This is a genomic window from Aquabacterium sp., from assembly GCF_049317225.1.
Lineage (GTDB): Bacteria > Pseudomonadota > Gammaproteobacteria > Burkholderiales > Burkholderiaceae_C > Aquabacterium.
In genome coordinates this window covers 64,178-89,747 of sequence record NZ_JBMOIR010000011.1, presented here as the reverse complement: position 1 = coordinate 89,747, position 25,570 = coordinate 64,178, and the positions used below count along the sequence as shown (strand labels likewise).

Sequence of the window (25,570 nt, the reverse complement as noted above, 5' to 3'; positions counted from 1 at the left end):
GCCGATGATAGTGCGGATTCCCGTGTGAAAGTAGGACATCGTCAGGCTACTTATAAGAAGCCGACCACTATGTGGTCGGCTTTTTTCATTTTTTCGGCGCATTTGGCCTTGCACTCGCGTTCTTTTCGCGAGGTGTGCTTTGCTTCGCTCGGGTATAGTTCAGCCATGTTTGATGTTCTCGCATACGTCTACGAACACTATTGGCGTCCGGACGCCTGTCCCGATTCGGATCAGTTGGCGCGTAAGCTGACCGCAGTCGGGTTCGAGCAAGAGGAGATCGCTGAGGCCCTGATTTGGCTTGGCGGTTTGCGCAGCTTGTCGGGCGACAAGGGCGATTTGCTCGCGCCTTCCAGTTTATCGACAAGAGTTTTTGCCGATGCAGAGTTGGAGCGACTCGGCACCGAGGCCTTGGGTTTCCTGCAGTTTCTTGTTTCTGCGGGCGTATTGAGCTCACGGGCCCGCGAGATTGTTTTGGATCGTGTGACTGCGGTTCCTAAGGGCCCGGTTGGCCTCGATGACTTCAAGGTGCTGCTTTTGCTGATTTTCTGGAGTTTGGGCGAAGAGCCTGACGCGCTGATTCTGGATGAGTTGTGCGCCGACGATTCAGAGCGCGTCGTGCACTGAGGCCTGTTGAGTTCTCAAGATCTGACGGCTGACTGCCGTAAATACCTTGTACTCACTGGGCGGTGGCCCGATCGTTCGATCCTTGGCTACGAAGGCGTGTCATGTACCTCGTTGAATTTCGTCCCATTTCTGTGTTGCTGATGTGCAGCCTGGTCTTGGCTGGCTGCGATCAGTTGGGGATCGAAACGCCGCAGAAGTCTGCTGAGCGCGCCCATGCGGATGCCAAGGCAACAGGCGGGGCGTGCCGCCACGCGTTGCGAGCCATCGAAGACTGTTACACCCTGAACCCCAAGGCGGATAAGGCCGCGGTGTATGAAGGGTGGCGTGAGATGGACGAGTACATGCGCGAGAACAAGCTGGACGGTATCGTGCCGGTGGTGCCTCGTCCTGCACCCGCAGCGTCCAAGCCTGCGAGCACACCTTCAGACGAAGAGGCCGATGCTTCAGGAGATGAGTCCCAAGATGACGCTCCCGCCACAGGCAAGAAGAGCGGGAAGAAGTCGGCTCACTGACGGCTTTCCGTCAGTTGTTTCGCATTTGTTTCGCCATTTCCGACAAGACCATGCGTTATGGGGTTTGAGGAAGCCGTGAGGCTTTCTACAATGTCGCCACTTTTGTTTACTCAACATCTAGGCGACAGCCATCATGAATATCCTTCGTTTTGAAGACCTTGTGGCCCAGGGCAAGGTTGCTGGTCAACGTGTCTTCATCCGCGCAGATCTGAACGTGCCGCAGGACGATGCGGGCAACATCACCGAGGACACGCGTGTTCGTGCTTCGGTGCCAGCGATTGAGTTGGCGCTGAAGGCGGGGGCCGCTGTGATGGTGACGTCGCATCTGGGACGCCCAACCGAAGGTGAGTTCAAGCCTGAAGACTCGCTGGCGCCAGTCGCTAAGCGACTGGGTGAGTTGCTCGGCCGCGAGGTGAAGTTGGTCAGCAACTGGGTGGATGGCGTGACTGTCCATCCCGGCGAAGTGGTGTTGCTGGAGAACTGTCGCCTGAACAAGGGCGAAAAGAAGAACAACGAAGAACTGGCCCGCAAGATGGCTACCCTGTGCGACATCTTCGTTCACGATGCATTTGGGACGGCTCACCGAGCTGAGGGCACGACGTATGGCATCGCTCAGTTCGCCAAGGTGGCTTGTGCAGGGCCTTTGCTGGCAGCCGAGATCGACGCCATCAACAAGGCCTTGGAGGCACCTAAGCGTCCGTTGCTGGCCATTGTGGCAGGCTCCAAAGTGTCGACCAAGCTGACCATTTTGCAGTCGTTGGCCAAGAATGTAGATGGCCTGATCGTTGGTGGCGGCATTGCTAATACGTTCATGCTCGCGGCGGGGCTGAAGATTGGCAAATCCTTGGCCGAGGCTGACCTGATTGGCGAAGCGAAGGCCGTGATTGAAGCCATGAAGGCTCGTGGCGCAGAAGTGCCGATTCCGGAAGACGTGGTGGTTGCCAAGACTTTTGCGGCAGACGCGCCCGCAACGGTGAAGGCTGCGACGGATGTGGCCGATGACGACATGATTCTGGACATCGGGCCGAAGACCGCGGAGAAGTTGGCCGCCCAACTGAAGGCCGCGGGGACTGTGGTCTGGAATGGCCCAGTCGGTGTGTTCGAGTTTGATGCCTTTGCCAACGGGACTGAAACCATCGCGCGAGCCATTGCGGCGTCTGATGCGTTCAGCATTGCGGGCGGCGGAGACACGTTGGCTGCGATTGCCAAGTACGGCATCGAGAAGGATGTTGGCTACATCTCCACGGGGGGGGGCGCCTTCCTGGAAGTGCTGGAAGGCAAGACGCTGCCGGCGTTTGAGATCTTGAGTAAGCGCGCCGCAGGTTGATGTCAGCCGGGCCTGCCTGGGCCCGAGATGCGGTTCTGTTTGAAAAGCCCCGACTTCAGCTTCGGGGCTTTTTCATTTCGACTCGGAAAATTGACGAAGCCAGCTTAGTACCTCTTCTGCGGTACGAAGGGGCTGCTCGAAAGGGTACAGGTGTGTGCCGTTGATCCAGGTGACCTGATCGCCAAACAGGCGTCGAGTCCCGCTCAGGCCTGCTCTACGCAACTCGGACGAGCGCGTGCCCCCGATGAATGCGGTTGGACTGCGGTGGGGTGTCGACGCAAATGCAGGAAGCAGTGCGTGAGGCATCGTGCGATAGATGGCGGTTTCGACCTCCCGGCGGAAGGCGAGGGTCACATGGCTCTGATGCGGATGCGGGTGGGTTCCGTGGCGAATGTAGTCTTGTAATACCGCTGGGTGGAAAGCCTGGAACTTGGGCTTGCTGCTGAAGTGGCGCAAGGCCTCGCCTGCGTCCGGCCATTCGTGGGTTCGCTGTGCCGAGATGCCAGAGGGCAGGATGCGATCAATCAAGGCGCTGCGCTTGATCCATCCGATGGCCGTGCTACGCCATCCGCTCAGGATGGGGGAGTCCAACACCACGACCCCATCGGCGAGCCCTTGCCAGCGGTGTGCAACCATGAGGCTGAGGTAGCCGCCGAGCGAGTGCCCAACCAAGAAGACCTTTTGATCGCGGTGGGGGCGTACATCGTGCTGGATGAAGTGATGGATTTCCTCGACCAGATGGGGCCAACCGTCCGTCACGGGAAAGCGCGGGTCATGGCCTAGGCGCTCAATGGCATGAACATGGTATCCCTGTGTCCGCCAGTGCGTGAACAGTTCACTATAGGTGGATGCGGGAAAACCGTTCGCGTGCGCAAAGATGATCAGAGGCGGCAATGTGCTGGGTCCCATGTTGAAGGGGGAGTGTAGTGGCTGTGCGTTGTGGCGCTTGGGCGTCATGCGTGTGAACGTTGCATGACAGGGGCTATTTCGAGTTTTCTTTCTGGTGGATTTGGTGTGACACTGGAATGAGACAGACAACCGCTGAGCTTTGAACATGCCACGTGCTACCAAGATCGTTGCCACATTGGGTCCTGCTTCGTCGACTTTGGATGTGTTGGAGAAGATGCTGCGTGCGGGGGTGGATGTTGTGCGCTTGAATTTCTCGCATGGCAAGGCGCAGGATCACATTGATCGGGCCAACTTGGTTCGAGAAGCGGCGCAGCGTGTGGGCAAGGTCGTGGCCATCATGGCGGATTTGCAGGGGCCGAAGATTCGGGTGGGCAAGTTTGCCGAAGGCAAGGTGATGCTGGAGCCCGGGCAGCCTTTCGTGCTGGATGCCAGCCGGACCGAACCGGGGGACGTCAATGGGGTCGGGCTGGATTACAAGGAACTGCCGCGGGATGTGAAGCCGGGCGATGTGCTGCTGCTCAACGACGGACTGATCGTGTTGACGGTGGCGGCCGTGAAGGGCGAAGCCGTGCACACGGTGGTCAAGTTGGGGGGCGAGTTGTCCAACAACAAAGGCATCAACAAGCAGGGCGGTGGGTTGACAGCGCCTGCCTTGACCGCCAAAGACATGGAAGACATCAAGACGGCAGCGAGCTTCCAGTGCGATTACATCGCGGTGTCGTTCCCGAAGAATGCGACGGACATGGAAATGGCGCGTCAACTGTGCAATGTGGCGGGCGAACCTTGGCGGCATCGGCCAGCCCTGATCGCCAAGATCGAGCGGACAGAAGCGATTCCGAACCTGGAAAGCATCCTGAAGGCCTCGGACGGGATCATGGTTGCGCGTGGTGACTTGGCCGTGGAAGTGGGCAATGCCGCGGTGCCGGCCCTGCAAAAGCGCATGATCAAGCTGGCGCGTGAGATGGACAAGGTGGTGATCACCGCGACCCAGATGATGGAGTCGATGATCGTCAATCCGGTGCCGACCCGTGCAGAGGTGTCGGACGTGGCCAATGCGGTGCTGGATGGCACTGACGCTGTGATGTTGAGCGCCGAAACCGCTGCCGGCAAGTATCCGGTCGAGACGGTGGAGCAGATGGCCAACATCGTTCAGGAGGCTGAGCGGGCCGAGGAGGTGTCTCTGGATGCCGACTTCACCAACAAGACCTTTGCGCGCATCGACCAGTCGATTGCCATGGGCGCGCTGTTCACGGCGTATCACCTGGGGTGCAAGGCCATTGTGGCGTTGACGGAGTCGGGCTCGACGGCACTGTGGATGAGCCGTCACAAGGTGCATGTGCCGATTTTTGCCTTGACCGCGCAGGCTATTGCGCAGCGCAAGATGGCCCTGTATCGCAATGTGCACCCCTTGCTGGTGCCCAGCTACGCCGACAGGGACGAGGCTTTGGCTAAGGCTGAACACGTGCTCGTGGACTGCGGTGTGCTGCGTTCGGGCGATACCTATGCGATCACCTGCGGGGAGCCGATGGGGACGCCAGGTGGCACAAATATGCTGAAGGTGAGTGCTGTTCACTGAGAAAAGTTGAGCGCCGCTTGACCTTGGGGTTGGGGGGGCGCTCGGCTCTCGGTAGAATCTCGCCCAGTTTGCGACGCGCCGTGGGCGCGTTTTCTTTCGTTCTCACCGCTTACTGGGGGTCACATGGCACTCGTCTCGATGCGTCAGCTGCTGGATCATGCTGCTGAAAACAACTACGGCATTCCGGCTTTCAACGTCAACAACCTGGAACAAGTCCAGGCCGTGATGGCGGCTGCCGATGAAGTCGGCGCACCTGTGATCCTGCAGGCTTCGGCAGGTGCCCGCAAGTACGCGGGTGAGTCGTTCATCAAGCACCTGATTCAGGCTGCTGTGGAAGCCTATCCCCACATTCCGCTGGTCATGCACCAGGATCACGGGACCAGCCCCAAGGTCTGCCAAGGCGCGATCGACCTGGGCTTTGGCTCGGTGATGATGGACGGCTCTCTGATGGAAGATGGCAAGACCCCGTCTTCGTTCGAGTACAACGTCGACGTGACCCGCAAGGTCGTGGAAATGGCCCACAAGGTGGGCGTGACTGTGGAAGGCGAACTGGGCTGCCTGGGCAACCTGGAAACCGGTGATGCCGGTGAAGAAGACGGCATTGGCGCCGATTGCAAGCTGGATCACAGCCAGATGCTGACCGATCCTGAAGAGGCGGCCACCTTCGTGAAGGCCACTCAACTGGACGCGCTGGCGATTGCGATTGGTACCAGCCACGGTGCGTACAAGTTCTCGCGCAAGCCCACGGGTGACATCCTGGCGATCTCGCGCGTGAAGGAAATCCACGCTCGCATCCCCAACACCCACCTGGTGATGCACGGTTCCTCGTCGGTGCCGCAAGAGCTGCTGGCCATCATCAACCAGTACGGCGGCAAGATGAAGGAAACCTACGGCGTGCCCGTCGAGGAAATCCAGGAAGCCATCAAGTACGGCGTGCGCAAGATCAACATCGACACCGACATCCGTCTGGCGATGACCGGTGCCGTGCGCAAGTTCATGTTCGAGAACCCTGACAAGTTCGACGCCCGCGAATGGCTGAAACCCGCGCGCGAAGCCGCCAAGCAGGTCTGCAAGCAACGTTACCTGGAGTTCGGCTGCGAAGGCCAAGGCGGCAAGATCAAGCCTGTGAGCTTGGTGGACATCGCTGCAGCCTATGCCAGCGGCAAGCTGGCGCAAGTCGTGTCCTGATCGACACGCATGCCTGATGCCCGTTTGCGTGAATGGGCATGAGACAACCGGCGTGGGTGTAAGCCTTCGCCGGTTTTCTTTTGTGACGTGGCTGGACGCGGCACAATATCGTTTTGCCGATTTCCGTGGTGCCTGTGGTCAGGCCTCACGATTGACCTGGTGACCCCTCATGACCTCCGCCCTGCATACCTCTGCCCTGACTTCTTTGCCCCTGCTTGCTCGTGGCAAGGTGCGTGACAACTACGCTGTTGGCAACGACCGCATTTTGATGGTGGCCTCGGACCGCATCAGTGCCTTTGACGTCATCATGGGTGAGCCCATTCCGGGCAAGGGCGCGCTGCTGACCAAAATGGCGCTGTTCTGGTTTGAACTGCTCAAGGATGTGGCCCCCAATCACCTGACCGGTGACGACCCTTGTTCGGTGGTGTCCCCTGCCGAGCGCGCACAGGTAGAAGGCCGTGCCATGTTGGTCAAGAAGCTCAAGCCGTTGCCGGTGGAAGCCGTGGTGCGTGGCTACCTGGCTGGTTCGGGCTGGAAGGAATATCAGCACAACGGCGAAGTGTGTGGCGTGAAGTTGCCTGCAGGCTTGAAGAACGCCAGCAAGTTGCCCGAGCCCATCTTCACCCCCGCCACCAAGGCCGAAGTGGGTGAGCACGACGAAAACATCTCGTTCGACAAGATGAGCGAGATCATCGGTGCCGACATGGCTGAAAAGGTGCGTGAACTGGCCATCAAGCTGTACAAAACGGCGGCTGACTATGCGCTGACCAAAGGCATCATCATTGCGGACACGAAGTTTGAATTCGGTCTGGATGAGCAGGGCACGCTGACCGTCATGGACGAGGTCCTGACGCCGGATTCGTCGCGTTTCTGGCCTGTGGAAGGCTATGTGGAAGGTCAGAACCCGCCCAGCTATGACAAGCAGTTTGTGCGTGACTGGCTGGAGCAAGCCATGGTCAATGGTCAGCCTTGGGACAAGACGGCGCCGTCGCCCGCGCTGCCTCAAGACGTGATCGAGAAAACGGCAGCCAAGTATCAGGAAGCGCTGACGCGTCTGACGGGGCAAACCGCCTGATTGGCACCCAGCCCCCCTGGAAGCAAAAGGCCTCGCATTGCGAGGCCTTTTTCATGTGTGCACGTGTACCGAGTGCTTACTCGTCCTGATCGGCTTCGGCTTGCGCAGCATGTGCCGCCGCAATGGCCTGAGCCAACTCGGCCGGAGCGACCCAGCCGTGCAGGGTGTCGGCCACATCGCCCACCCCAGTCTTGTTCAGGGACGAGAACAGGGCAATACCGACGTCGGCTTCGTCGGTCACCAGATCGGCCAGTTCCTCTTGTGCTTTGCGCAAGGATTCAGCCTGTTCTTTGCGATTGAGCTTGTCGGCCTTGGTCAGCAGAACCAGCAATTTGACTTCACCGGTACGGACGCGCGGTGCCACGAAGGCCAGCAACTGTTGGTCCAATTCGGTGAAGCGATGGCGGGAATCTACCATCTGCACGACCGCCTTCAAATTGGGGCGGGTCTGAAGGTAGTCGGCCATCACTTCTTGCCAGCGCAACTTGGCGGTGCGTTCCACGGCGGCATAGCCGTAGCCCGGCAAGTCCGTCCAGATCTGGTTGGGCGCGGCCTTCGGCCCCAGATGAAACAGGTTGATGTGTTGGGTACGCCCCGGTGTTTTGGAAGCAAACGCCAACTGGCGCTGTTGGGCGATGGTGTTGATAGCCGTGGATTTGCCCGCATTGGAGCGACCGACGAAAGCGATTTCCGGCAGGTCGTTCGGGGGGAGTTGATGGAGTTGTGCGGCCGTTGTGAAAAAGCGGGCCGTGTGCGCCCAGGCCAAGGCTTCCTTGGCTGGGTGGCGCGCCAGATCCCCTGTGTCAACACGTGGGGTCGGTGTGGCTTTTTGAGGGCCTTTGGCAGGCTTTGGCGCACTCTCTGGGCGATTTGATGTTTGGCGAGTCATAGGGCATTGTAAAATCTCCTGATTAATGTGCCATCAATGCGTGATGGCAACCCCTCTGATAACTCACAGCCCCTACGCCATGAAGCGCTTCTCTCACCTGATTGCCCTTGCCTCGGTGGCCCTGTCCCTCTCTGGTCTGGCCCACAGTGCCGAAACCAAGGCCGCCAAGCCTGACTTGGCTGCTGGTGAAGCCAAGGCCGCTGTTTGTTCAGCTTGCCACGCTGTGGACGGTTCGCGTGGCATGCCCACCTACCCCATCTTGCAAGGCCAGCACCCCGAGTACATCGTCAAGCAGCTGACCGAGTTCAAGGAAGGCAAGCGCAAGAACGGCATCATGTCTGGCATGGCTGCACCGCTGTCGCCTGAAGACATGCGCAACGTGGCTGCTTTCTTCGGCAGCAAGAAGGCGCCGGAAGGTACTGCCAAGAACAAGGATCTGGTGGCCGTGGGTCAAAAGATCTACCGTGGTGGCATCGCCAAGAAGGGCGTTGCCGCTTGCGCGGGCTGCCACAGCCCCAACGGTGCAGGTATGCCAGCTCAGTATCCCCGCCTGGCCGGTCAGCACGCTGACTACACCAAGGCTCAGCTGACGGCCTTCCGCCAAGGTGAGCGCACCAACAGCGCCCAGATGACGGCCATCGCCGCCAACCTGAGCGACAAGGAAATCGAAGCCTTGTCCGACTACATCGCCGGCCTGCGCTGATGCGCGATCAATGCACCGATGTGATGGGTGCATTGAACTTCGCTGTCAACGTTTGACACCAAAGCGGGATGCCCTGAGAAGGGGTCCCGCTTTTTTCTTGTCCGGGGTCAGCCGAAGCTGCTTTTGATTGAACCCAAGACGGTGAGGGCGACGCTTTCTCGCTATAGTGCGCCCCGGACTGCCTGAACTTATGACCGACGCTGCCTTGCCTTCTTACGAGCCTCCGCGCCATTCTCGACGTCGAGAATTCATCGAGTTGCTCTCCTCCATGCGCTTTGCGATCGCCTTGTTGACGGTGATCTGCATCGCATCGGCCATTGGCACGGTGGTGAAGCAAGGCGAGCCCATGGTCAATTATGTGGACCAGTTCGGACCATTTTGGGCGGATGTGCTCGGCGCTTTGGGCTTGTACCGCATCTACAGTTCTTCGTGGTTTTTGGTGATCCTGGCGTTTCTGGTGGTCTCCACCAGCCTGTGCATCCTCCGCCATACCCCGAAGATCATGGCCGACTGGCGTACGTTCAAGGAGAACATCCGTGAGCGCGCCTTGCTGGCATTTCATCACAAGGCTTCGGGCCAGTTGCCCGAGTCTGTCGATGCCGTGCAGCAGCGCGTGGTGCAGGATCTGACGCAGCAGGGGTGGGCCTTGCGCTCGCAGCAACGCGAGGCCTCGTCGCAAGGCGAAGCGGGCATCATGATTGCCGCACGCAAAGGCGTGGCCAACAAGATCGGCTACATCGCGGCGCACAGTGCCATCGTGCTGATCTGCCTGGGAGGCTTGTTTGACGGCGACCTGATCGTCAAGGTGCAAGCTTGGACCCAGGATTTGCAGCCCTTCAAGGGCGGTGCGGATCCGGTGGATCGCAGCCGTTTGAGTGAAGCGAATCCGGCCTACCGCGCGCAGCTGTTTGTGCCGGAAGGGCAGCGGACCAATTCGGCCGTGATCACGCTGGACAAGGGCATGCTGCTGCAGCCGCTGCCGTTTGAGGTGGAGTTGCGCAAGTTCACGGTGGATTATTACGACACCGGGATGCCCAAGCGTTTCGCCAGTGACATCGTGATCCACGATGCGCGCAGCAAAACGAGCAAGCCGTTCACGGTGGAAGTCAATCACCCGGTGGTGTACGACGGGGTCACGATTTTCCAGTCCAGTTTTGAGGATGGTGGCTCGATCGTGCGCCTGCGTCCGTGGCATCTGGACACGGGCGTGGAGCGGGGGGGGCCCAAACTGGTCGAGGCCACGGTCAATGGCCCGGCAGGGGTCCTGCCGACGGATTGGCTGGGGGCCCATGCTGCGGGTGGAATGCAGTTGGAGGTCACGGGCCTGCGACTGATCAATGTGGAGAACATGGCGGCGGCGCAAAGCGAGACGGAGGCGGCCTCGGGCGACGAGGCCGGTGCGGATGTGCGCGGTGTGAACCTCAGCAACATCAGCAAGCATTTGGGATCGGGCGCTAAGGCCCCGGAAAACAAGAAGCTGGTGAACATTGGTCCCTCGGTGACCTACAAGTTGCGCGACGCTGCAGGGCAGGCTCGTGAGTACCAGAACTTCATGGTGCCAGTGCAAATTGACGGTGCCCCAGTGTTCTTGCTGGGCGTGCGGGACACACCTGCGGAAGGCTTCCGGTATCTGCGTGTGCCTGCTGACGAGCAGATGAGCATTCAGGGGTGGGTGCGTTTGAAGCAAGCCCTCAACGACAAGGCCATGCGGCAGGAGGCAGCGCGGCGTTTTGGCAATGGCTCGGCACCGGCGGACCGGCCGGAGTTGCGCGATCAGTTGACTGTGTCGGCACAGCGGGCCCTGGACTTGTTCTCGGGTGCGCTCGAGATGAAGTCCACGGATGGCTCGCCCAGCAAGGTCAAGGGCGGAGGCTTGATGGCGCTGTCGGCGTTCATCGAGCAGGTGGTGCCGCCCGACCAGCGCGAGCACACGTCGGCCACGCTGATCCGGATCTTGAATGGCTCTTTGTTCGAGTTGTATGAGATGACCCGCTCTCAGGCAGGGTTGCCGGAGGTGAAAGGCAATCAGCCGGAGGTGCAGGCCTTCATGACCCGATCGGTGCTGGCGTTGTCGGATTCCATGCTGTATCCGGTCCCGGTGGTGCTGGCGTTGGACAGCTTCGACCAGAAGCAGGCCAGCGTGTTCCAGGTGACACGCACCCCGGGTCGCAACGTGGTCTATCTGGGTTGCATCTTGCTGATCATCGGCGTGTTTGCGATGCTCTACATCCGCGAGCGCCGTCTGTGGATCTGGTTGCAGGACGATGGCCAAGGCGGTACACGTGTGCGCATGGCGTTGTCGGCCACGCGTCAGACCCTCGATACCGACCATGAATTTGACAAGCTGCGGCAGGCGACGTTGGGCGCCACTGATGCGCAGCAGGCAGCTGCTTGATCTTCTAGGATGTCCGAGATGAGTGTTTCGACTTCGTCTGTGCTGGCCGTGGCGCCAGTGTCGCGTCGCCCGGTGAGCGACTGGTTGTTTGCCGCCCTGTTGCTGCTGGTGGGGGGCTGGGCGTTCCAGTCGTTCTCGTCGGCCATGGACGTCTATGAAAAAGGCATCCTGGTGGTGGCGGTGCCCTCGCTGATCTGGCTGGGCTGGTTCTGGCGGCCGCTGCGTCTGCTGATGGTGCTGGCGGGGGCGGCCACGTGGGCGGCGGCGACGCTGTACCTGCGCCACACCGATGCCTATGGCGCCGACCTGGCTCAGGCGGACAAGGTGTTCTGGCTGAAGTATTTCTTGTCGAGCCAGAGCGCCATCCTGTGGATGGGCGTGCTGTTCTTCATGAGCACGGTGTTTTACTGGATCGGCGTGGTGTCGCGCGGTGAATTCGCCACCCGGATTGGGTCCAGGCTGGCGTGGAGCGGTGTCTTCATGGCCATCGTGGGCACTTTGGTCCGCTGGTTCGAAAGCCATCAGATCGGGCCGGACATCGGGCACATCCCGGTGAGCAACCTGTACGAAGTGTTCGTCATGTTCTCGTGGCTGACCACGGCTTACTGGCTGTACTACGAAGACCGATTTGCGCGTCAAGGTCAGGCCTTGGGTTCGCTGGGCGCGTTCGTGATGCTGGTTGTGAGTGCCGCGGTGGGCTTCTTGCTCTGGTATGCGGTCGATCGTCAGGCCAGCGAAATTCAGCCCCTGGTGCCTGCCTTGCAGAGCTGGTGGATGAAGGTTCACGTGCCGGCCAACTTCATCGGGTATGGCACGTTTGCGATGTCTGCCATGGTGGCGTTTGCCTACCTGGTCAAACATTTCGCCGGGGAAACCAATTGGTGGAAGCTGGCGCCCTTGTGGCTGGTCGGCGTGGTGCTGTGTTTTGAGCCGCTGGTGTTCCGAGCCAAGCCCGGCAGCGCTCAGATGATGAGCAGCTATTGGGCGGTGTACTTTGGTGTGGCCGCACTGATCGTGGCGGGCATCGTGGCTGCGCGTCGCCGCATTGCCGAACGTCTGCCCTCGTTCGAGGTGTTGGACGACGTCATGTACAAGGCCATTGCCGTGGGCTTTGCGTTCTTCACCATTGCCACCATCCTGGGGGCCTTCTGGGCGGCCGAGGCTTGGGGGGGCTACTGGAGTTGGGACCCCAAGGAAACCTGGGCCCTGATCGTGTGGCTTAACTATGCCGCGTGGCTGCACATGCGCCTCATGAAGGGGCTGCGCGGCACCTTTGCCGCGTGGTGGGCTTTGGCGGGCTTGCTGGTGACGTCGTTTGCCTTCCTGGGGGTCAACATGTTCTTGTCCGGGCTGCACTCTTACGGTGAGCTCTGATGAGCAAGGGCCTTGGCGTGCACCGTTGGTTGACGTCGGCCCAGTTGGATTTGCTGCGGACCGATCCGTGGTTCGGCAGCCTGACTTCTGACTTTGCATCCCACCTGCTGGCGCTGGCAGAGCCCCGACGTCTCCAGGCCGGGGAGACGCTGTTTCTGCGGGGCGATCCTCCGTGCGGGCTCTATGCGGTGCTGGACGGGGCCTTGCGGGTGTCGGGCGGGACAGAGGCAGGCAAGGAGGCCATCCTGTCACTGCTGGATCCCCCTGGGTGGTTCGGGGAGGTGGCCGTTTTTGATGGGCTGCCTCGAACGCACGATGTGGTGGCCGAAAGCGCATCCCAGATCTTGCATGTCCCAACCGCAGCCCTGCAGTCGTTGATGCAGCACATGCCGCAGGCGTGGCGTGAATTGGGTGTGCTCATGTCGCTGCGCCTGCGGCTGAGTTTCATCAACATGGAAGATCAGGCGCTGGCACCCGCCGAGATCCGCTTGGCCCGACGCCTGCTTTGGTTGTCTCAAAGCGTGATGGCCAAGGTGGTGGAGGGGGCGCCATGCGTGCTGCCCGTGAGCCAGACGCAGTTGGGGCTCATGTTGTCGCTGTCTCGGCAAACCACGAACCAAATGCTTCAGTCTTTGCAGGCTCAAGGCATTTTGCGAGTTTCATATGGCCGGATCGAATTGCTGGATCGCGCGCAGTTGATCGTTTTGGGGCGACTGTCCCCTGTTGAGAAGCGCATTTTGGCGAGGTTGCGGCCCGCGCCGACCTCCTGACGTCTTTTATCCTGCGGACGAACCCGCGTTTGTCGGATAGCCGACAAGTTGAACGCGTACAAGTTCCCATCATCACGCGCACTGTTTAACAAACTGTGGTGTGCGTCATGATTTTTGCTTCATCGCGTGTGGACCGCGTATGCGGTCTGGGGCCTGTGAGCCTGGCTGTCTCGATGCTGTGTAGTGCGTCGGCCATGGCCGCACCCACTTACCCCAATCAGGAAACCGTGTGTGGTTTCAATGCGGCGCGTGAGCAGCAGCGCGCGGCGTCGGCGCAGTTGTTTGGGCAGCCGCTTGTCCAGCAAATGCTGGTCAACGGGGCGCTGGTGTGGACAGCCGGAGGCGCACAAGCAGCGCCGACCTTGCGGCCGGGGGACATCGTGACCCTGCGTGGCAGCGGGTTTGGGGCCGGCACCGATGTCGACTTCAGCAAGATCATGATCGGCAACAGCCGTGTGCTGGAGACGCATCTGTCGATGTACGAGCAGAAGCTCGACATCCTGTCGTCGTTGAATTACGAGACCGGGACGTCGCGCAGCAATTGGCCGAAGGACGTCCTTGGATGGTCTGATAGCGAGGTTCAGTTTGCGGTGCCGGCTCATGCCAGCAAGGGCCCCCTCAAGCTGCAAGTGCAAAAGCGAACGGGCTACAACGCATCTCTTACCAAGCCGGGGCAACCGCACAACGTCATTGATGCGCAGGTTTATCGTGTTCCGAACCCGCCTGACGCCAACTGTGATGTGGTATCCGTGGTGTCTGCCGAGTCGAAGTCGATTGCGCCAATCACTGTCAGTGTTGTGAACCCCAGTTTTAACGACATGCTGAAGCTGGGACGTCAGATTTTCTGGGCGTACGACTACAACCTCGGGTTGAGCCACAAGTACAAGGGGCTGGAGTGGGATGCGATTGTGCAAGGCAAGGCGACGGACCCTTACACCCGCGCCAAGGCGGATCCGGCCGTGTTGTTTGGGGCCGTGCGTCAGGTTGCGGGGCAGGTGCCGGTGGAGGCCATTGATGATGTGTACTTCAGCCCTTACCCGCAACTCAATCCCACGCCCGGCTTTCTGGCGATTGGGCCGCAGTTGACCGCAGGAAATACCAAGAGCACTGGGTGGGTCGGCTATCGCTATGCCGAATCGGTGCATCCTTTCTTGGGCAAGGGCAGCTGGATCGGGTTCAACTGCGCCTCTTGCCACGGCTATCAGATCAGCTACGAAAAGGCCGGCACATCGATCACCAAAGTGTTCCCGGGGCTCCCCAATCCGAAGTGGTCCATGAAGTGGGCAACCCTGGGCACTGGTACGGGGAAGTCGACCTCGAAATTCGCTTACGTGAGCGAACAGGAAGAGGGGCCGAAATGGTCTACCGGCAAAGCTGCCGTGGACAAGACGCCCTTGCTTTACCTCATGCCACCAGGTACGGGTGAGTCCACCATCACGAGAACCTCTGGAGAAGGCGGGCTGTATGACAACGACTACATGTTCAGCCCCACGGCCATTCCCAACGTGACCAATCACATGCCGGTGCGCAGAGCGCTGTCTCACACGGAGTCGTATGTGGGATTTGAGGGCTCGTACATCCATGCCGAAGAGCCGGATGGCGCGATGGGTTCGATGGACGCCAAGTCGCTGAAGGCCTTGACCGCCTACATGACCACTTTGGATGCGGATGACGATGACCTGCGCAATGTGGGCATGTATCGTTGGCTCAAAACGAATGGCCAGTTGGCGCAGACCGGGAACACCTCTCTGTCAGAGGGCTCGTTTGTCCAGCATGGCTGGCAGCGCTACCCCGGCGTGGCGAATGCCGTGGCGGCGGGCAAGAGCACGTTTGATCAGCACTGCGCGAGCTGTCACGCAGATCAGTTAGGCCTGAATTCGACCGAAATCATGGTGCCGCTGACGCAGGTGGGCCGATTCTTTGCCCCTACGGACTTCCAGCGCAAGCAGCAAGCCATTCGTGCAACGTACCTGCGAAACCTGTACTGGGTGAGCTCGCGGGGCCTGCTGTCGGATGCGCATGTCCGTAATCTGGAAGACTTGGTGCATCCGGACCGGTGCGATGAAAACTCGGCACTCTACAAGCAGTACTACACCTTGCATGCGCCCGTCCGCCCTGCACCCGGCTCGCCGGATCAACCGATTGTGGCGCCCGACCTGAACCGCAAGGGGGATGTGTTCCGTGTCTACAAAGACAAGCAGAAAGACATCCTGGATACGACCTATGCGGCGCGCAATCGCTTTGTTGAGCGGCACAAGTATTTCAGCATGCGCGCCGGTGACAACGATTACTACTACTGGGACTTCCAGAAGATGCGGACGCAATACGGTCCCGACGAGATGGGCTCCCCTGCGCCCATTGGCATGCCCGCGACACCGCACCCGTGGTGCGCCAAGTCGGCATCCGATGTGGCCAATCTGGTTCAGTACCTGCTGACCCTGTGATGGCACCGTCGCTTCGCTGGCTGAGCGTCGTCGGCGTGGCGCTGTGTGTGGCGACGGGATGGTGGATGAATGGTGCATCGTCACCGCTTGTGTCAACGTCTTTCGACGAACCTTTGGATCACGGGCGGCCAATGGTGCAGGTTGAACCATCCCCCTTGCCTTCGCCGACCGAGCTTGCCCGTTCTCAGCCATCTGCCGGGCCCGGCGAGGTGAGTGTGTTGCCTGTCTTGGCCGAGGTCAAAGCACGTGGTGCCGTGGCCCAAGCGGCCGATCACAAGGTGTGGACGGCGCCGGCCGTGGCGCAGGCGTATCGCCGGGATCCCCTGGCACTGGCGCGGCAACTGCAAGATCGGCGAGGGGTGTTCACTGGGACGATCCTGCGCCTGGAGTTTGGGGAGTCTGGCGTCACCATCTTGAGCCTTGGGCATGGGGACGTGACCTGGAACATGGTCTTGTCACCCGAGGAGGCCGCATCCGTGCCGGCCTTGAATCCAGGTCAAACGGTCCGTGCAGATTGCATGGGGCAGGGCCTGGTGATGGGGCTGCTGGTACTGGTCGATTGCAGACTCTTTCCCTGATAATGGGCCATCCTGGTTACTTGTGGGACGAGTCTGCATGCATTACGTTGTTCGTGATCCTCAAGGTGCCATTGTCAGTGTTCACCGAGATCAGGTGGCTGACAGTGAGGCTCTCCCCTCCAATCACCCCGAGGTTCAAGCCTTCATCCAAGGTGAACAGGGTGAGGGCGCGCTGTCGTTTGCGCGCATGGATGCCGGATTGGTGCGCGTTCTCGAAGACTTGATTGATGTCCTGATCAGGCGAGGGGTGTTGCGCATCACCGATTTGCCAACGGAGGCGCAAGCCAAACTGTTTGACCGCAAGCACTTCCGTTCAGGGCAGCAGGCTCATGCACTGTCGTTGTATGAAGAGGGCGAGGGCGCGTCGTTGCCAACGCTCGCTGTCCATCCCAATGTCGGAAACCCGGAAGATCAGTTGCCGCCAAAGGATTGGCCCGATCTGCTTTGATCGGAGATCGTCATTCAGCGGATCACCCGGTGATCCAGTGCTGGCAGTTGCTGACGGACTTGCTGTTGCCGACTGTGAAGAATGTCTGCGATGGCCATGCCTTCACCCTGAGCCTCTTGAGCAAGGGTGACGCCCCACGGATCGATCACCATGGCATGGCCAAATGTGGCTCGCCCGTTTTCGTGCTGTCCACCTTGCGCGGGCGCCATCACGTGACACAGGTTTTCAACCGCGCGGGCACGTAGCAACAACTCCCAGTGCGCTTTGCCTGTGGTGTCCGTGAAAGCGGCAGGCAGCACGATCAAATCCAGCGGTTCAACGGCGCCAAGTGCACGGAAGAGTTCTGGAAAGCGCAGGTCATAGCAGACGCTGAGCCCGATCCGCCAAGCTTCTCCGTTGTGATCGGTGAGCGTGAAGGCCACCGGGTCATGCCCGGGAAGCAGGCAAACAGATTCGTCATAACGGCGCACGCCGTCGTCAAATTTGAACAGATGGATCTTGTCGTAGCGGGCCACCCGTTGCCCATCCGGGTTGTAAGCGAGCACTGTGTTGTAGACCTTGTGTGGGTCTTCGCTGGCGATGGGGATCGTGCCGCCGATGAGCCAAACGCCATGTGTCTGAGCCGCCGTGGCCAGCATGTGCTGAATGGGTGTGGTTGGGGCGTCTGCCAGGGCCGAATCGGCCAAGGGCTCCGCGATGGCCAGCTTGTCGGTGTCACGGTGCCCCATGAGGCAAAAGTACTCTGGCAGTGCAATCAGCTCTGCACCCGCTTGGGCCGCTTGCGCGATCAAGGCACGTGCGTGATCCAGGTTGTCAGCAACGCGCGGCGATGAAACCATTTGGAGTGCGGCGATTTTCATTGCAAGGGCACAGGTGCGGTAACGGGGGCGTTTTCGAAGACCACTTCTACCTTGATCCGCGACTTGACGATGGTGCCGTTTTTTTGTCCGGGTGTGTAGTGCATGCCTTGGAATGCAGCCATGGCGGTCTTTTCCAACTCGGGTGGCAGTCGAGGTTCTAGCGCACGAATGTGATGGACCCGTCCTGTTTCGTCGATATAAAGGGCCAGTATGCCGACATGTTTGCCCACAAAAGCGGGGTCGACTACCGGTGGCATCACGATGGTCGACTGCGGTGCTGGGGGCACCGTGAGCAATGGCCGAGGAATAAATGAGGTGTCTGCCTCGCCATGTGTTGGTGGCACGAGGGGGGGCGGCGCAGATGTCGTCTCAATAGACTGAGGTGGGGTGCGCTGCACGGTGGGCTTGGTCGTTTGAGATAGGCGCTCAGGTGTTTGAATTGTCGGCTGTGGCTGACTGGGTAAAACCAGCACGGGTGCATGGATGCTGGGCGTACTGGTGGGGCGGGGAAGCTCGCCGTAGTTGACACTTTCCTGCCAGATCAAACCGACGAAAACAAGGTGCGCTGTCAGAGACAGCGCACCAAATTTCCACCAGCGAGACAGCGCGCTCAATCGACCAGTTCGCGCCACGATGTGCGGTGTGCCGCGCCTGTTCCTGTCGAACCTGTTACCGGCGGCGTCACGGTGGTCAACGTGCCATCACTGCCTTGAACAATCATGCGGATGTTGCCGTCACTGTCGCGAACCCAGTTGGTGCCGACCAGCAGTGTGTGATCACTCTGTTGTGTGCCCACGGGGTTCTTGTTGATGGCACCGCCTGTTGTGGCGTTCAGGTAGTACAGCCAAGATGAGCCACCCGATGCACAGGCGTCGCCGCTGGGGATGGTGGTCGGGATCACAAGCGTGGTCAACTGCAGCGCCATCGGGGTGGAAACACGCTCTTTCGAGTGCGGCAGATCCACCCACCAGCCTGCTTGCGTAGACCAGTCAACGGCTGTTGCGGTGATGGAGGCCGTGGTCGCACCGGATGCGGCGGTCAACGTTTGCTTGACAAAGTTACTGTTGGTACGGATATCTCCCCAACTGTCGTTGGTCAGCGGATCCTTGATGGCATAAATGGACTGCTGTGTGGTGTCTGTGATGTCGCCTTCGCCGAGGTAGCGACCCGTACCAACCAGCACAACCGGCTTGTTGCTGGCTTGAATCAACATCGGCTTGGTGGTGATGGGCTGCGGGGTGGTCGAGGAAATTTGCGCCACGCCCAGCTTGAGCGCGCTCTTCTTGGGCTCGACCAAACCGTCATGGTCAAAGCGCCAGATGTTGCCCAACAGGTCGCCGCCATAGAAGCGCTTCGCGGTATTGTTTGCCGCGTCCTCAACCCAAGCGTTGATCTTCGCCAGACCACTTGGCGTGCCTGTGCTGCCGGCGCTGGTGGCAATGCCACCGCTGATGATTTCGGCGCCCGTTGCTGCATTCACAATGAACAGCCGACCGACACCGTCACCAGTGCTGGTTGTGCTGTCGTAGTTGTTGTAGCCCGATGCAAAAGCGACCACCCAAGTGCCTGCGGCATTCTTGGTAATGACAGGGTTGCCAAACGTGTAGCCGAGGTTGGTGTGAGTGAACTCCCACAGCACCTTGGGCGAGGTGGGGTCAGTGATGTCCAACGCGTAGTACGCCTTGCCCCCCTTGTTCAGGCCACCAACCAGAATGGTCTTCCACGCGCCAGATACTTTGATGTCCCCCATCACCGGGGCGCCATCCACGAAGTACTGATGCTTGGACGCGTAGTTGTTGTCAGCCAACTTATAGAGGTTGGGCATGACCGCGCTGGGAATGAATGCCCACTTTTCTTCACCCGTTGCAGCATCGAATGCATGCAGCATGCCGTCATTCGATGCTGTGTAAATCATGGCATCACGGCTGGTCGCTTTGAACGTGGAATAACCTTCGTCAGAGTAGCTGAAGGGTGGCTTGCCAACGTAAACCGGTGCCCCGTTGATGATGTCACCCAGCAGGTGTTCACGTTTGCGGTACAGCGCGGCCACTGCCGTGCCCGATACTGTTGTGGCACTTTCATAGGTGCGCTCACCACGCAGGTAGTTCACCAGGTTGTCACCGGTGTTTGCCTTTGTCTTGTCGGCGGTCGTGAGCGTACTGCATTGCCCGGACACCACGGTTTTGCTACAGAGATTATCGAAATAGGCCTGTTGTGCCGTGGGGAGGTTGCTGTAGTTGAACGCGGTGAGCGTACCGCTCTTATTAAAGTAGATTTTCCGGTCTGTATAGGTCTTGCCGTCCAGAAGGGATTGCGCAGACCAAACCGAGGTGGACGACACCGCTGCCGTGGAGCCCGTGAGCTTGTAGGCGACCAAGTCGCCGGTCCATGCTGCTGTGGTGTAGCTGGCGCGATAGAGACGGTTGTTGTCGCCCGCAACCAATTCCAATGAACTGGTTGCTGCTGCAGAGGATGCACCATCCGAACGCTGGATGGAGTTGATCACGCCGGAGATGGCCTCGTTCAGCGAAGTTGCGTCTAGCGCGGAATAGTACTGTCCTCGGCCATTGACTGCGGCATGCCACAAATCATCAATGTTCACAGGTCCCGCATCACTGCTAGGCGATGGCCAGTTTGTCGTGCCACTCTTCAAGTCAACATAAGTACCCGATGTCTGCGTGAGGTAGTTCTTGTCATACGTTAGCGTGCCACTCACCCCCAAACCAATCGTGAAGGTGTTCATATGCTGATATGCCGCCGGGTCTTGAGTGCTGGTCGGGACGATGTTGTTGCAGACGTCCTTGCTGCTACCTGATGCACTTGAGCTGCAGTTGCCCAAGGTGCTGGTTCGCAAATCGGTTTTCCAGTAGTACTCGGCGACGTCTGCCAGAGTGTCGCTGGTGCCGCCTGTACTGATGACGGTGGATTTGGGCGTGCCCGCCACAAATCCGCTATCCGTGCGGCTGCTGGGTTTGACGTTGCTCTCGGTGGATGTGCTGGTGGAGCCGGTCGTCCACGAGCCATAAGTTGGGCTGGACCAGGCCGTGGCTGAATCGATGTTGTTGTAGTTCGGGGAGTAGGTACAGGATCCCACCGATCCAGCCGAGTAGGTTGTTGCGTCTGTGGATGTGTTGACCCAGTCCGAGTAAACGATGTCGGTGTAGCTTGTGGATCCGCCTGCCACGGTTTTGCTGTATGTGGCCTTTCCAGACTGGTGCGTGACCGTGTCTTCCGATCCGCTTTGCGAGCAGGAGGCTGTTTGTGAGCCTGATTTGAGCACCCAGTTCCAGCCTGATCTAACCCAATACTGAACGGTTCTGGTGTAGCTCACCGGCCGCGAGCGAGGGAATGATTCCGTGATGTCTCGAGTGGCTGTGGCGGTGTACACCGTGATCGTCCCGGTGGAGACACTGGCATCGTCGCGCATGGGGCGATCTTCAAGGCCATCTTGCTGACCGATGGCTGATCCATCTAACTGGGCCCCGTTTTCGCCGTTCCAGTAACCGTCAGTGGTCAGCAGTGCATAGTTGCGCTGACACGAATACTGCATTGGATCAGTTTGCCCAGAAATTTGGTTGGCGTAATAGCGTCCTGTATTGGCCAAAGCTTGGCGCAAAGGGGTGCCTCCGCTAGGGGATACGCCATAAAGGCTGGCGTAGAAACTGTTCTTTTGACCCGTCGATCCGCTGGTGAAGTCACTGACTCCCAAGAACTTGTAGGATCCGCCATCGGTGAAGTCGCCTTCATGAATCGTGGAGAAACCGACCCGGTAGCTGTCGTCGAGTGCAGCCATCGCACGCCCCATGGCTGTACGCATCAGCAGGTAGCGCTTGCGGTAAAAAGAATACCAGTTTGCGTAGTTGGTTTTTTGAGCCGTTGTTAGTCCACTCACACTTACTTTGGTGAATACTGACTTACCGGGTGTGTTGCCCTCGACACTGGCGCACTCCTTGTAAAAGGTGTCATTTGTGGGGGTCGTGCCTCCCGAGACGGTGTACTTCCACCCCATCTTGGTCTGTGTGCCCGAGTAGGTGTAGTAATAGTCCGTCGACAAATCGGTGGTGCCCGATGAACTGTTGTATCCGTCGTTCAAGGCTTTGGGATAGGCTGCGTCTAAATACGTCGAGCCGTCGTACTTCTTTGGCGGGGTATAAGTGACACTTGGGTCATAAGCCACACCATTGCACTGCGCAGAACGATATCCGTACCAATTCGAATAAGGTAAATAGCCATAATTCCAGTCGTAATATCCGAGGCTGTCAGGCATCCAACTCCAAGACATCGAACCCGAGTCGTCCAGTACCACCATGAGATTCGGCTTCGCTTTCACCGTGGGACGGGTCGCCAGCGGCTCGTCGTCGATTTGGGTTGCAGCGGCCCACGCCGGGTGCGGTTGCGTGAGGGTCATTGAGGCGCAGAGCACGCCCACCGCATAGGCAATGCCCTTGAGTTGATGAGCGCTTGGGCGGTTGTGAGGCGTTCTGCTCATGGCGGACTCTCGCTTTCCTGACATGACGGGGTCAGAAGTGAACAATGGTTTCGGTGTAGCTGATCGTGTTCCGGGCGCCTTGGACGCGCACAAGGATGCGGAAGTACGGGCTGGCGGCGGAGCCAAAACGCTCGGGCTCGGAATAGGTCAAATCGCCTTTGATGGGCGATCCCCCATCATTGCTGTTGAGCGGGCGCGCACAGTTGATGGTGCTGTCGGCGGCCAGGTCTCCCGCTTTGTCGCACATGCGGAAGATGACGTAACTGGCGGTGTTGTTGTTGATGGTGGTGGTGATCGTGACGGGCTTGATGGCGCAGGTTGCGTAGGTTCCTGCGGTGGATGCTTTGCAGCTATCGTTATCCCAATCGATCAACTGCCGCGTGTTGGTGCTGCTCAGTTGGTTGCCGGTTGCATCGACCGGTGTGGCGCCAGATTCTTTGGTGCTGGCGTAATAGCCCTTGGTTGCATCATCCGCATTGAGTGCGGCGAGGTTGGCGCTCAGCCAATCGATGGCTTGGCGAGTCGCTTGTTCAGCGGATGCCGTGGCGTCCTGCTTGAAGCCCAGATTGCCCATCAGGATGGTGCTGATGTCAATCGACCGGACCAACGCGAGCGTCGACAGCATGAGCGCCACCAGCGTGAGCAGAGCAAACAAGAGCGTGGCGCCTTGCTGGTGGTGTTTTTGGGTCGTGGGGGTGTTTATCATGCTGGCCCTCAAGAGTTCCAGAGGACGTTACGCAACGGGATGATCGTGTCGTAAACCTTGTAGCGGAACCGTTGCCAGTTCGGGATGGTGTTGACTGTCAAGGTGATGCACTTGCTCGCACCATGACAGGCGCTCGTCGTCGGGCCGGTGATGGTGTCGGTTGCGCCGACATCCCACAGCGGCTGGCTGGTGGTCACATTGACGCCCTCATCCTTGGCACTGCGTGCAACGACGGCTACCCTGATTGTGCGAACTTGTGCCCACCCTGCAGGGGTTGTTGGCGTGGTTTCGTCGTAGGTGTCGACGATGCCATCGCTGTTGGTGTCCTTTCCATACAGCGCCTGCAAATTGACCACTTGAGGAAACAGATCTTGTGTCGAGACGGTGCCATTCGTCCAGGAGCGATTGGTCACGGTCATGTTGTACGTTGCGCTGATGGCGTATGTGTTCAGCGAGAGATTGCCCATGTTGACCAGGTAGCTCTTGCTGGGAAAACCACCGGTCGGAAAAACCGCCGACTGATTCCATGCATTGGCAACGGTGTGCGGCACCCGCGTGCTGGTCAGTGTGACCACTGGGTCAGAGGCATCTGTGGTGACTTGAAACAGACTGCACTGGCTGGTCGCGTAATCCGTGATGGTTTCAGGAATGGCGACGACCATGTCTCCGACCGAAACCCCTTGCGTGGAGTCGACGACGAACGCCACACCCGTTTTGGCATGGTCTTCCTTGACTTGCATGGGGACCGCCACGGAGCGAGGGCGTGCTTGCAGCACGCTGAGCGTATCCGGCGCGCCGTTGAGTCCGTTCACGATCACGACGGGCGCCAGTGGCACGGAGAAAGCTGTACCGGTACTGCCGTACTGTCCGCTGAGCTTGCACCCCAGCGAAGCGGGGTTGGCGGCCGTGCCATACCCTGCCATTTGAATTTCTCGTTGCAATGTGAACAAGGCGAGGGCGCCGTTCAATTGGGCGTCGCTGCCACTCGAAATCGTGCGTTTGCGAGTTTCTGACTGCACCAGTACTTGAGAGATGACCAGAACGGTCAACATGCCGAGCAAGACGGCCACCATCAACTCCACCAACGTGAAGCCTCGTTGGTGGAGTTGGCCGGATGCGGGGAAGTTGGATGTGCGCATCTTAGTTTGCCGTCGAGATGGTGGTGTGGGTCTCGTACCGATGTGTTTCGCCGCTGGGGGTGGCCCACATGATCTCTACTTCGACATCGCGCGTCGCGGCCGCCACCGTGATGCTGGTTTTGCCTGACGGTAAGGTCTGTGCGACCTTGTCTTGCCAGGCTTTGCAGCGGGGACGGCTCGCGCAGCCCGCGTCGTCATAGTCTGTGACGTGATCAATGTCTGCCCACATTTGCCCAATCACTTCACTGGCGAGCGCTGCAGCATCTGTGCGGATCTTTGCGTCTGTCTGCGCTCTGGTGAGTGCACCTTGCAGTCCGACCAAAGCCAAGATGCCCAGCGCAAACAGCAAGATCGACACGAGGACCTCAATCAGCGCAACGCCTTGCTGAGACTTCTGAGTGTGAATGGGGGCGTGCATGGCTACCTCAGCACTTGCGGGGGTCATTGGAGCTGCTGACGCTGGGATCGCACAAGCGAATTTGCCCAACTGGCGAGATGGTGATGCGTAGGTTGCGATAAGCCGTGCCACTCGTTTGGCCTGTCACGTCAATTCGGCTGATGGCATTCGCGTTGGTGACGCGACCAAATCCGTTGAACGTGACAGACGTGCTGGCCGTGGCGCCGTCAGCTTGAAGGGCTTTGACGTCCACCCGTGCGCCACTGTCGCCAACGCCGCGTGCAGATACCAGTCGCGGTGCTGACGTCGTAGAGGGGCTGTCTCCGCAGTGCTTGGAGGGGTCGCTCACGCTGACGGCCCACGATCCACTGGTGCTGGAGAGCGCGCAACTGTTATCGACTTGATAAAGCGTGTTGCTGGTAACCAGCCAGAACGTGATGTTTTGATTGCGCTTGATCGCTTCCGCGCGAGCGGTTTGCAGGCCCTCTTGGATGGCATCCGACGCGTTTCTGATACGGATGTTGTCGAGCCAAGTCGATAAGTTGGGGGCTGCAGCGAGCGCCAGCACGGTCACGATGGTGACCACTACCATGGCTTCGATGAGGGTAAAGCCGCGCTGTTTCATGGTCGCTTCCGTTCGGCTTAGCAGGATCCGCTGATCAGCCAGCAAGACGCGGTGACTGAACTGCCCTTGAACGATGTTGTCGCGCGGGCTCCGTTGTGGTTGAGTGTGTAAGTGTTGCCTACCGCAGATCCAGTGCTGCCCGTCGCAGTGATCGTGAACCCCTGCCCGCTGTTGCTTGGGGAGCAACTGTAGGTGAAGTACTTGATCGTGCCGCCCAGTTCCGACGTCGTGAGGGTGGTGGCGGCAGCACCACCACAAGTTGTGGCGCTGGTCGATGCGGCAAAGGCGCGGTTGTCTTGGTAATACTGTTCCAACTTACTCTTGTAGTTGGACATGTTGGTAAACGCTTCCTGGATTTGGCCTTTTCGGACGTAGTCCGTGTAAGCGGGATACGCCACCGAGGCCAGCAGCGCGATGATCGCCACGGTGATCATCACTTCGATCAACGTGAAGCCGTTCGAAGTCAGGCGGCGGAGCGTTGTGGGTGCGGTGCTGACAGGCATACAAATTCCTCTGTGGTCAAGATAATGATGCGTCGGCTC

General features: G+C 59.3%; 23 protein-coding genes. 13 read left to right on the top strand and 10 right to left on the bottom strand.

Going from position 1 to position 25,570, the window contains the following annotated elements; genetic code table 11:
- From ACOYNB_RS09320 to ACOYNB_RS09310, 3 genes are all read left to right on the top strand, one after another.
- The coding region (locus ACOYNB_RS09320; RefSeq protein WP_422838813.1) for a DUF494 family protein at nucleotides 1-624 on the top strand (624 nt) is incomplete at its 5' end.
- 101 nt (nucleotides 625-725) lie between these two features.
- Complete coding sequence (locus ACOYNB_RS09315; protein ID WP_422838812.1) at nucleotides 726-1,136, top strand: hypothetical protein; 411 nt, start codon at nucleotides 726-728, stop codon at nucleotides 1,134-1,136.
- Between the two features lie 133 nt (nucleotides 1,137-1,269).
- Nucleotides 1,270-2,463: a phosphoglycerate kinase gene (locus tag ACOYNB_RS09310; protein ID WP_422838811.1), complete on the top strand. Its 1,194-nt coding sequence runs from the start codon at nucleotides 1,270-1,272 to the stop codon at nucleotides 2,461-2,463.
- Between the two features lie 72 nt (nucleotides 2,464-2,535).
- On the opposite strand, the gene ACOYNB_RS09305 is transcribed toward ACOYNB_RS09310, so the two are convergent.
- Complete coding sequence (locus ACOYNB_RS09305; protein ID WP_422838810.1) at nucleotides 2,536-3,372, bottom strand: alpha/beta hydrolase; 837 nt, start codon at nucleotides 3,370-3,372, stop codon at nucleotides 2,536-2,538.
- 145 nt (nucleotides 3,373-3,517) lie between these two features.
- Here ACOYNB_RS09305 and pyk point away from each other — a divergent pair, with 145 nt between their 5' ends.
- From pyk to ACOYNB_RS09290, 3 genes are all read left to right on the top strand, one after another.
- On the top strand, nucleotides 3,518-4,948 hold the full coding sequence (gene pyk / locus ACOYNB_RS09300; protein WP_422838809.1) for a pyruvate kinase: 1,431 nt from the start codon (nucleotides 3,518-3,520) through the stop codon (nucleotides 4,946-4,948).
- Nucleotides 4,949-5,071: 123 nt separating this feature from the next.
- Nucleotides 5,072-6,136, top strand: coding sequence for a class II fructose-bisphosphate aldolase (gene fba, locus ACOYNB_RS09295; RefSeq protein ID WP_374259091.1), 1,065 nt, complete (start codon nucleotides 5,072-5,074; stop codon nucleotides 6,134-6,136).
- A gap of 169 nt (nucleotides 6,137-6,305) precedes the next feature.
- Nucleotides 6,306-7,211, top strand: a complete 906-nt coding sequence (locus tag ACOYNB_RS09290; RefSeq protein ID WP_422838808.1) for a phosphoribosylaminoimidazolesuccinocarboxamide synthase — start codon at nucleotides 6,306-6,308, stop codon at nucleotides 7,209-7,211.
- A 76-nt stretch (nucleotides 7,212-7,287) separates the two neighbouring features.
- Here the strand turns inward: ACOYNB_RS09290 and yihA are convergent, their stop codons facing one another.
- Nucleotides 7,288-7,977, bottom strand: a complete 690-nt coding sequence (gene yihA / locus ACOYNB_RS09285) for a ribosome biogenesis GTP-binding protein YihA/YsxC (RefSeq protein ID WP_374259089.1) — start codon at nucleotides 7,975-7,977, stop codon at nucleotides 7,288-7,290.
- Nucleotides 7,978-8,179: 202 nt separating this feature from the next.
- On the opposite strand from yihA, the gene ACOYNB_RS09280 reads away from it, so the two are divergent.
- From ACOYNB_RS09280 to ACOYNB_RS09250, 7 genes are all read left to right on the top strand, one after another.
- Nucleotides 8,180-8,803 (top strand): c-type cytochrome, encoded by a 624-nt coding sequence (locus ACOYNB_RS09280; protein ID WP_422838807.1) that lies wholly within the window; start codon nucleotides 8,180-8,182, stop codon nucleotides 8,801-8,803.
- 190 nt (nucleotides 8,804-8,993) lie between these two features.
- A complete protein-coding gene (locus tag ACOYNB_RS09275; protein WP_422838806.1) occupies nucleotides 8,994-11,198 on the top strand; it encodes a cytochrome c biogenesis protein ResB in 2,205 nt (734 codons plus the stop codon).
- 18 nt (nucleotides 11,199-11,216) lie between these two features.
- Nucleotides 11,217-12,572, top strand: coding sequence for a c-type cytochrome biogenesis protein CcsB (ccsB, locus tag ACOYNB_RS09270; protein WP_422838805.1), 1,356 nt, complete (start codon nucleotides 11,217-11,219; stop codon nucleotides 12,570-12,572).
- Nucleotides 12,572-13,342: a Crp/Fnr family transcriptional regulator gene (locus tag ACOYNB_RS09265; protein ID WP_422838804.1), complete on the top strand. Its 771-nt coding sequence runs from the start codon at nucleotides 12,572-12,574 to the stop codon at nucleotides 13,340-13,342. Before ccsB ends, ACOYNB_RS09265 begins: the two co-directional genes overlap by 1 nt.
- Nucleotides 13,343-13,449: 107 nt before the next feature.
- Complete coding sequence (locus ACOYNB_RS09260) at nucleotides 13,450-15,786, top strand: hypothetical protein (protein WP_422838803.1); 2,337 nt, start codon at nucleotides 13,450-13,452, stop codon at nucleotides 15,784-15,786.
- The gene (locus ACOYNB_RS09255; protein WP_422838802.1) at nucleotides 15,786-16,364 is read left to right on the top strand and encodes a hypothetical protein; all 579 of its coding nucleotides are present in this window, start codon (nucleotides 15,786-15,788) and stop codon (nucleotides 16,362-16,364) included. The genes ACOYNB_RS09260 and ACOYNB_RS09255 overlap by 1 nt, the downstream gene beginning before the upstream one ends.
- Before the next feature lie 37 nt (nucleotides 16,365-16,401).
- Nucleotides 16,402-16,812 carry a hypothetical protein gene (locus ACOYNB_RS09250; protein ID WP_422838801.1) on the top strand — a complete coding sequence of 137 codons (411 nt, stop codon included), beginning with the start codon at nucleotides 16,402-16,404 and terminating at the stop codon, nucleotides 16,810-16,812.
- 14 nt (nucleotides 16,813-16,826) lie between these two features.
- Here ACOYNB_RS09250 and ACOYNB_RS09245 read toward each other — a convergent pair whose 3' ends face one another.
- From ACOYNB_RS09245 to ACOYNB_RS09210, 8 genes are read right to left on the bottom strand one after another with little or no spacing between them, the layout of a single operon-like run.
- Nucleotides 16,827-17,672, bottom strand: a complete 846-nt coding sequence (locus tag ACOYNB_RS09245) for a carbon-nitrogen hydrolase family protein (RefSeq protein WP_422838800.1) — start codon at nucleotides 17,670-17,672, stop codon at nucleotides 16,827-16,829.
- Nucleotides 17,669-18,304: an energy transducer TonB gene (locus ACOYNB_RS09240; protein ID WP_422838799.1), complete on the bottom strand. Its 636-nt coding sequence runs from the start codon at nucleotides 18,302-18,304 to the stop codon at nucleotides 17,669-17,671. The genes ACOYNB_RS09245 and ACOYNB_RS09240 overlap by 4 nt, the downstream gene beginning before the upstream one ends.
- The gene (locus ACOYNB_RS09235; protein WP_422838798.1) at nucleotides 18,283-22,161 is read right to left on the bottom strand and encodes a pilus assembly protein; all 3,879 of its coding nucleotides are present in this window, start codon (nucleotides 22,159-22,161) and stop codon (nucleotides 18,283-18,285) included. Before ACOYNB_RS09235 ends, ACOYNB_RS09240 begins: the two co-directional genes overlap by 22 nt.
- A 31-nt stretch (nucleotides 22,162-22,192) precedes the next feature.
- Nucleotides 22,193-22,867, bottom strand: a complete 675-nt coding sequence (locus tag ACOYNB_RS09230; protein ID WP_422838797.1) for a pilus assembly protein PilX — start codon at nucleotides 22,865-22,867, stop codon at nucleotides 22,193-22,195.
- Between the two features lie 8 nt (nucleotides 22,868-22,875).
- Complete coding sequence (locus ACOYNB_RS09225) at nucleotides 22,876-24,006, bottom strand: PilW family protein (protein ID WP_422838796.1); 1,131 nt, start codon at nucleotides 24,004-24,006, stop codon at nucleotides 22,876-22,878.
- Between the two features lies 1 nt (nucleotide 24,007).
- Nucleotides 24,008-24,424, bottom strand: a complete 417-nt coding sequence (locus tag ACOYNB_RS09220) for a type IV pilus modification PilV family protein (RefSeq protein ID WP_422838795.1) — start codon at nucleotides 24,422-24,424, stop codon at nucleotides 24,008-24,010.
- Nucleotides 24,425-24,431: 7 nt separating this feature from the next.
- Nucleotides 24,432-25,028, bottom strand: a complete 597-nt coding sequence (locus ACOYNB_RS09215) for a GspH/FimT family pseudopilin (RefSeq protein WP_422838794.1) — start codon at nucleotides 25,026-25,028, stop codon at nucleotides 24,432-24,434.
- A 17-nt stretch (nucleotides 25,029-25,045) separates the two neighbouring features.
- Nucleotides 25,046-25,531 carry a type IV pilin protein gene (locus ACOYNB_RS09210; RefSeq protein ID WP_422838793.1) on the bottom strand — a complete coding sequence of 162 codons (486 nt, stop codon included), beginning with the start codon at nucleotides 25,529-25,531 and terminating at the stop codon, nucleotides 25,046-25,048.
- Nucleotides 25,532-25,570: the final 39 nt, after the last annotated feature.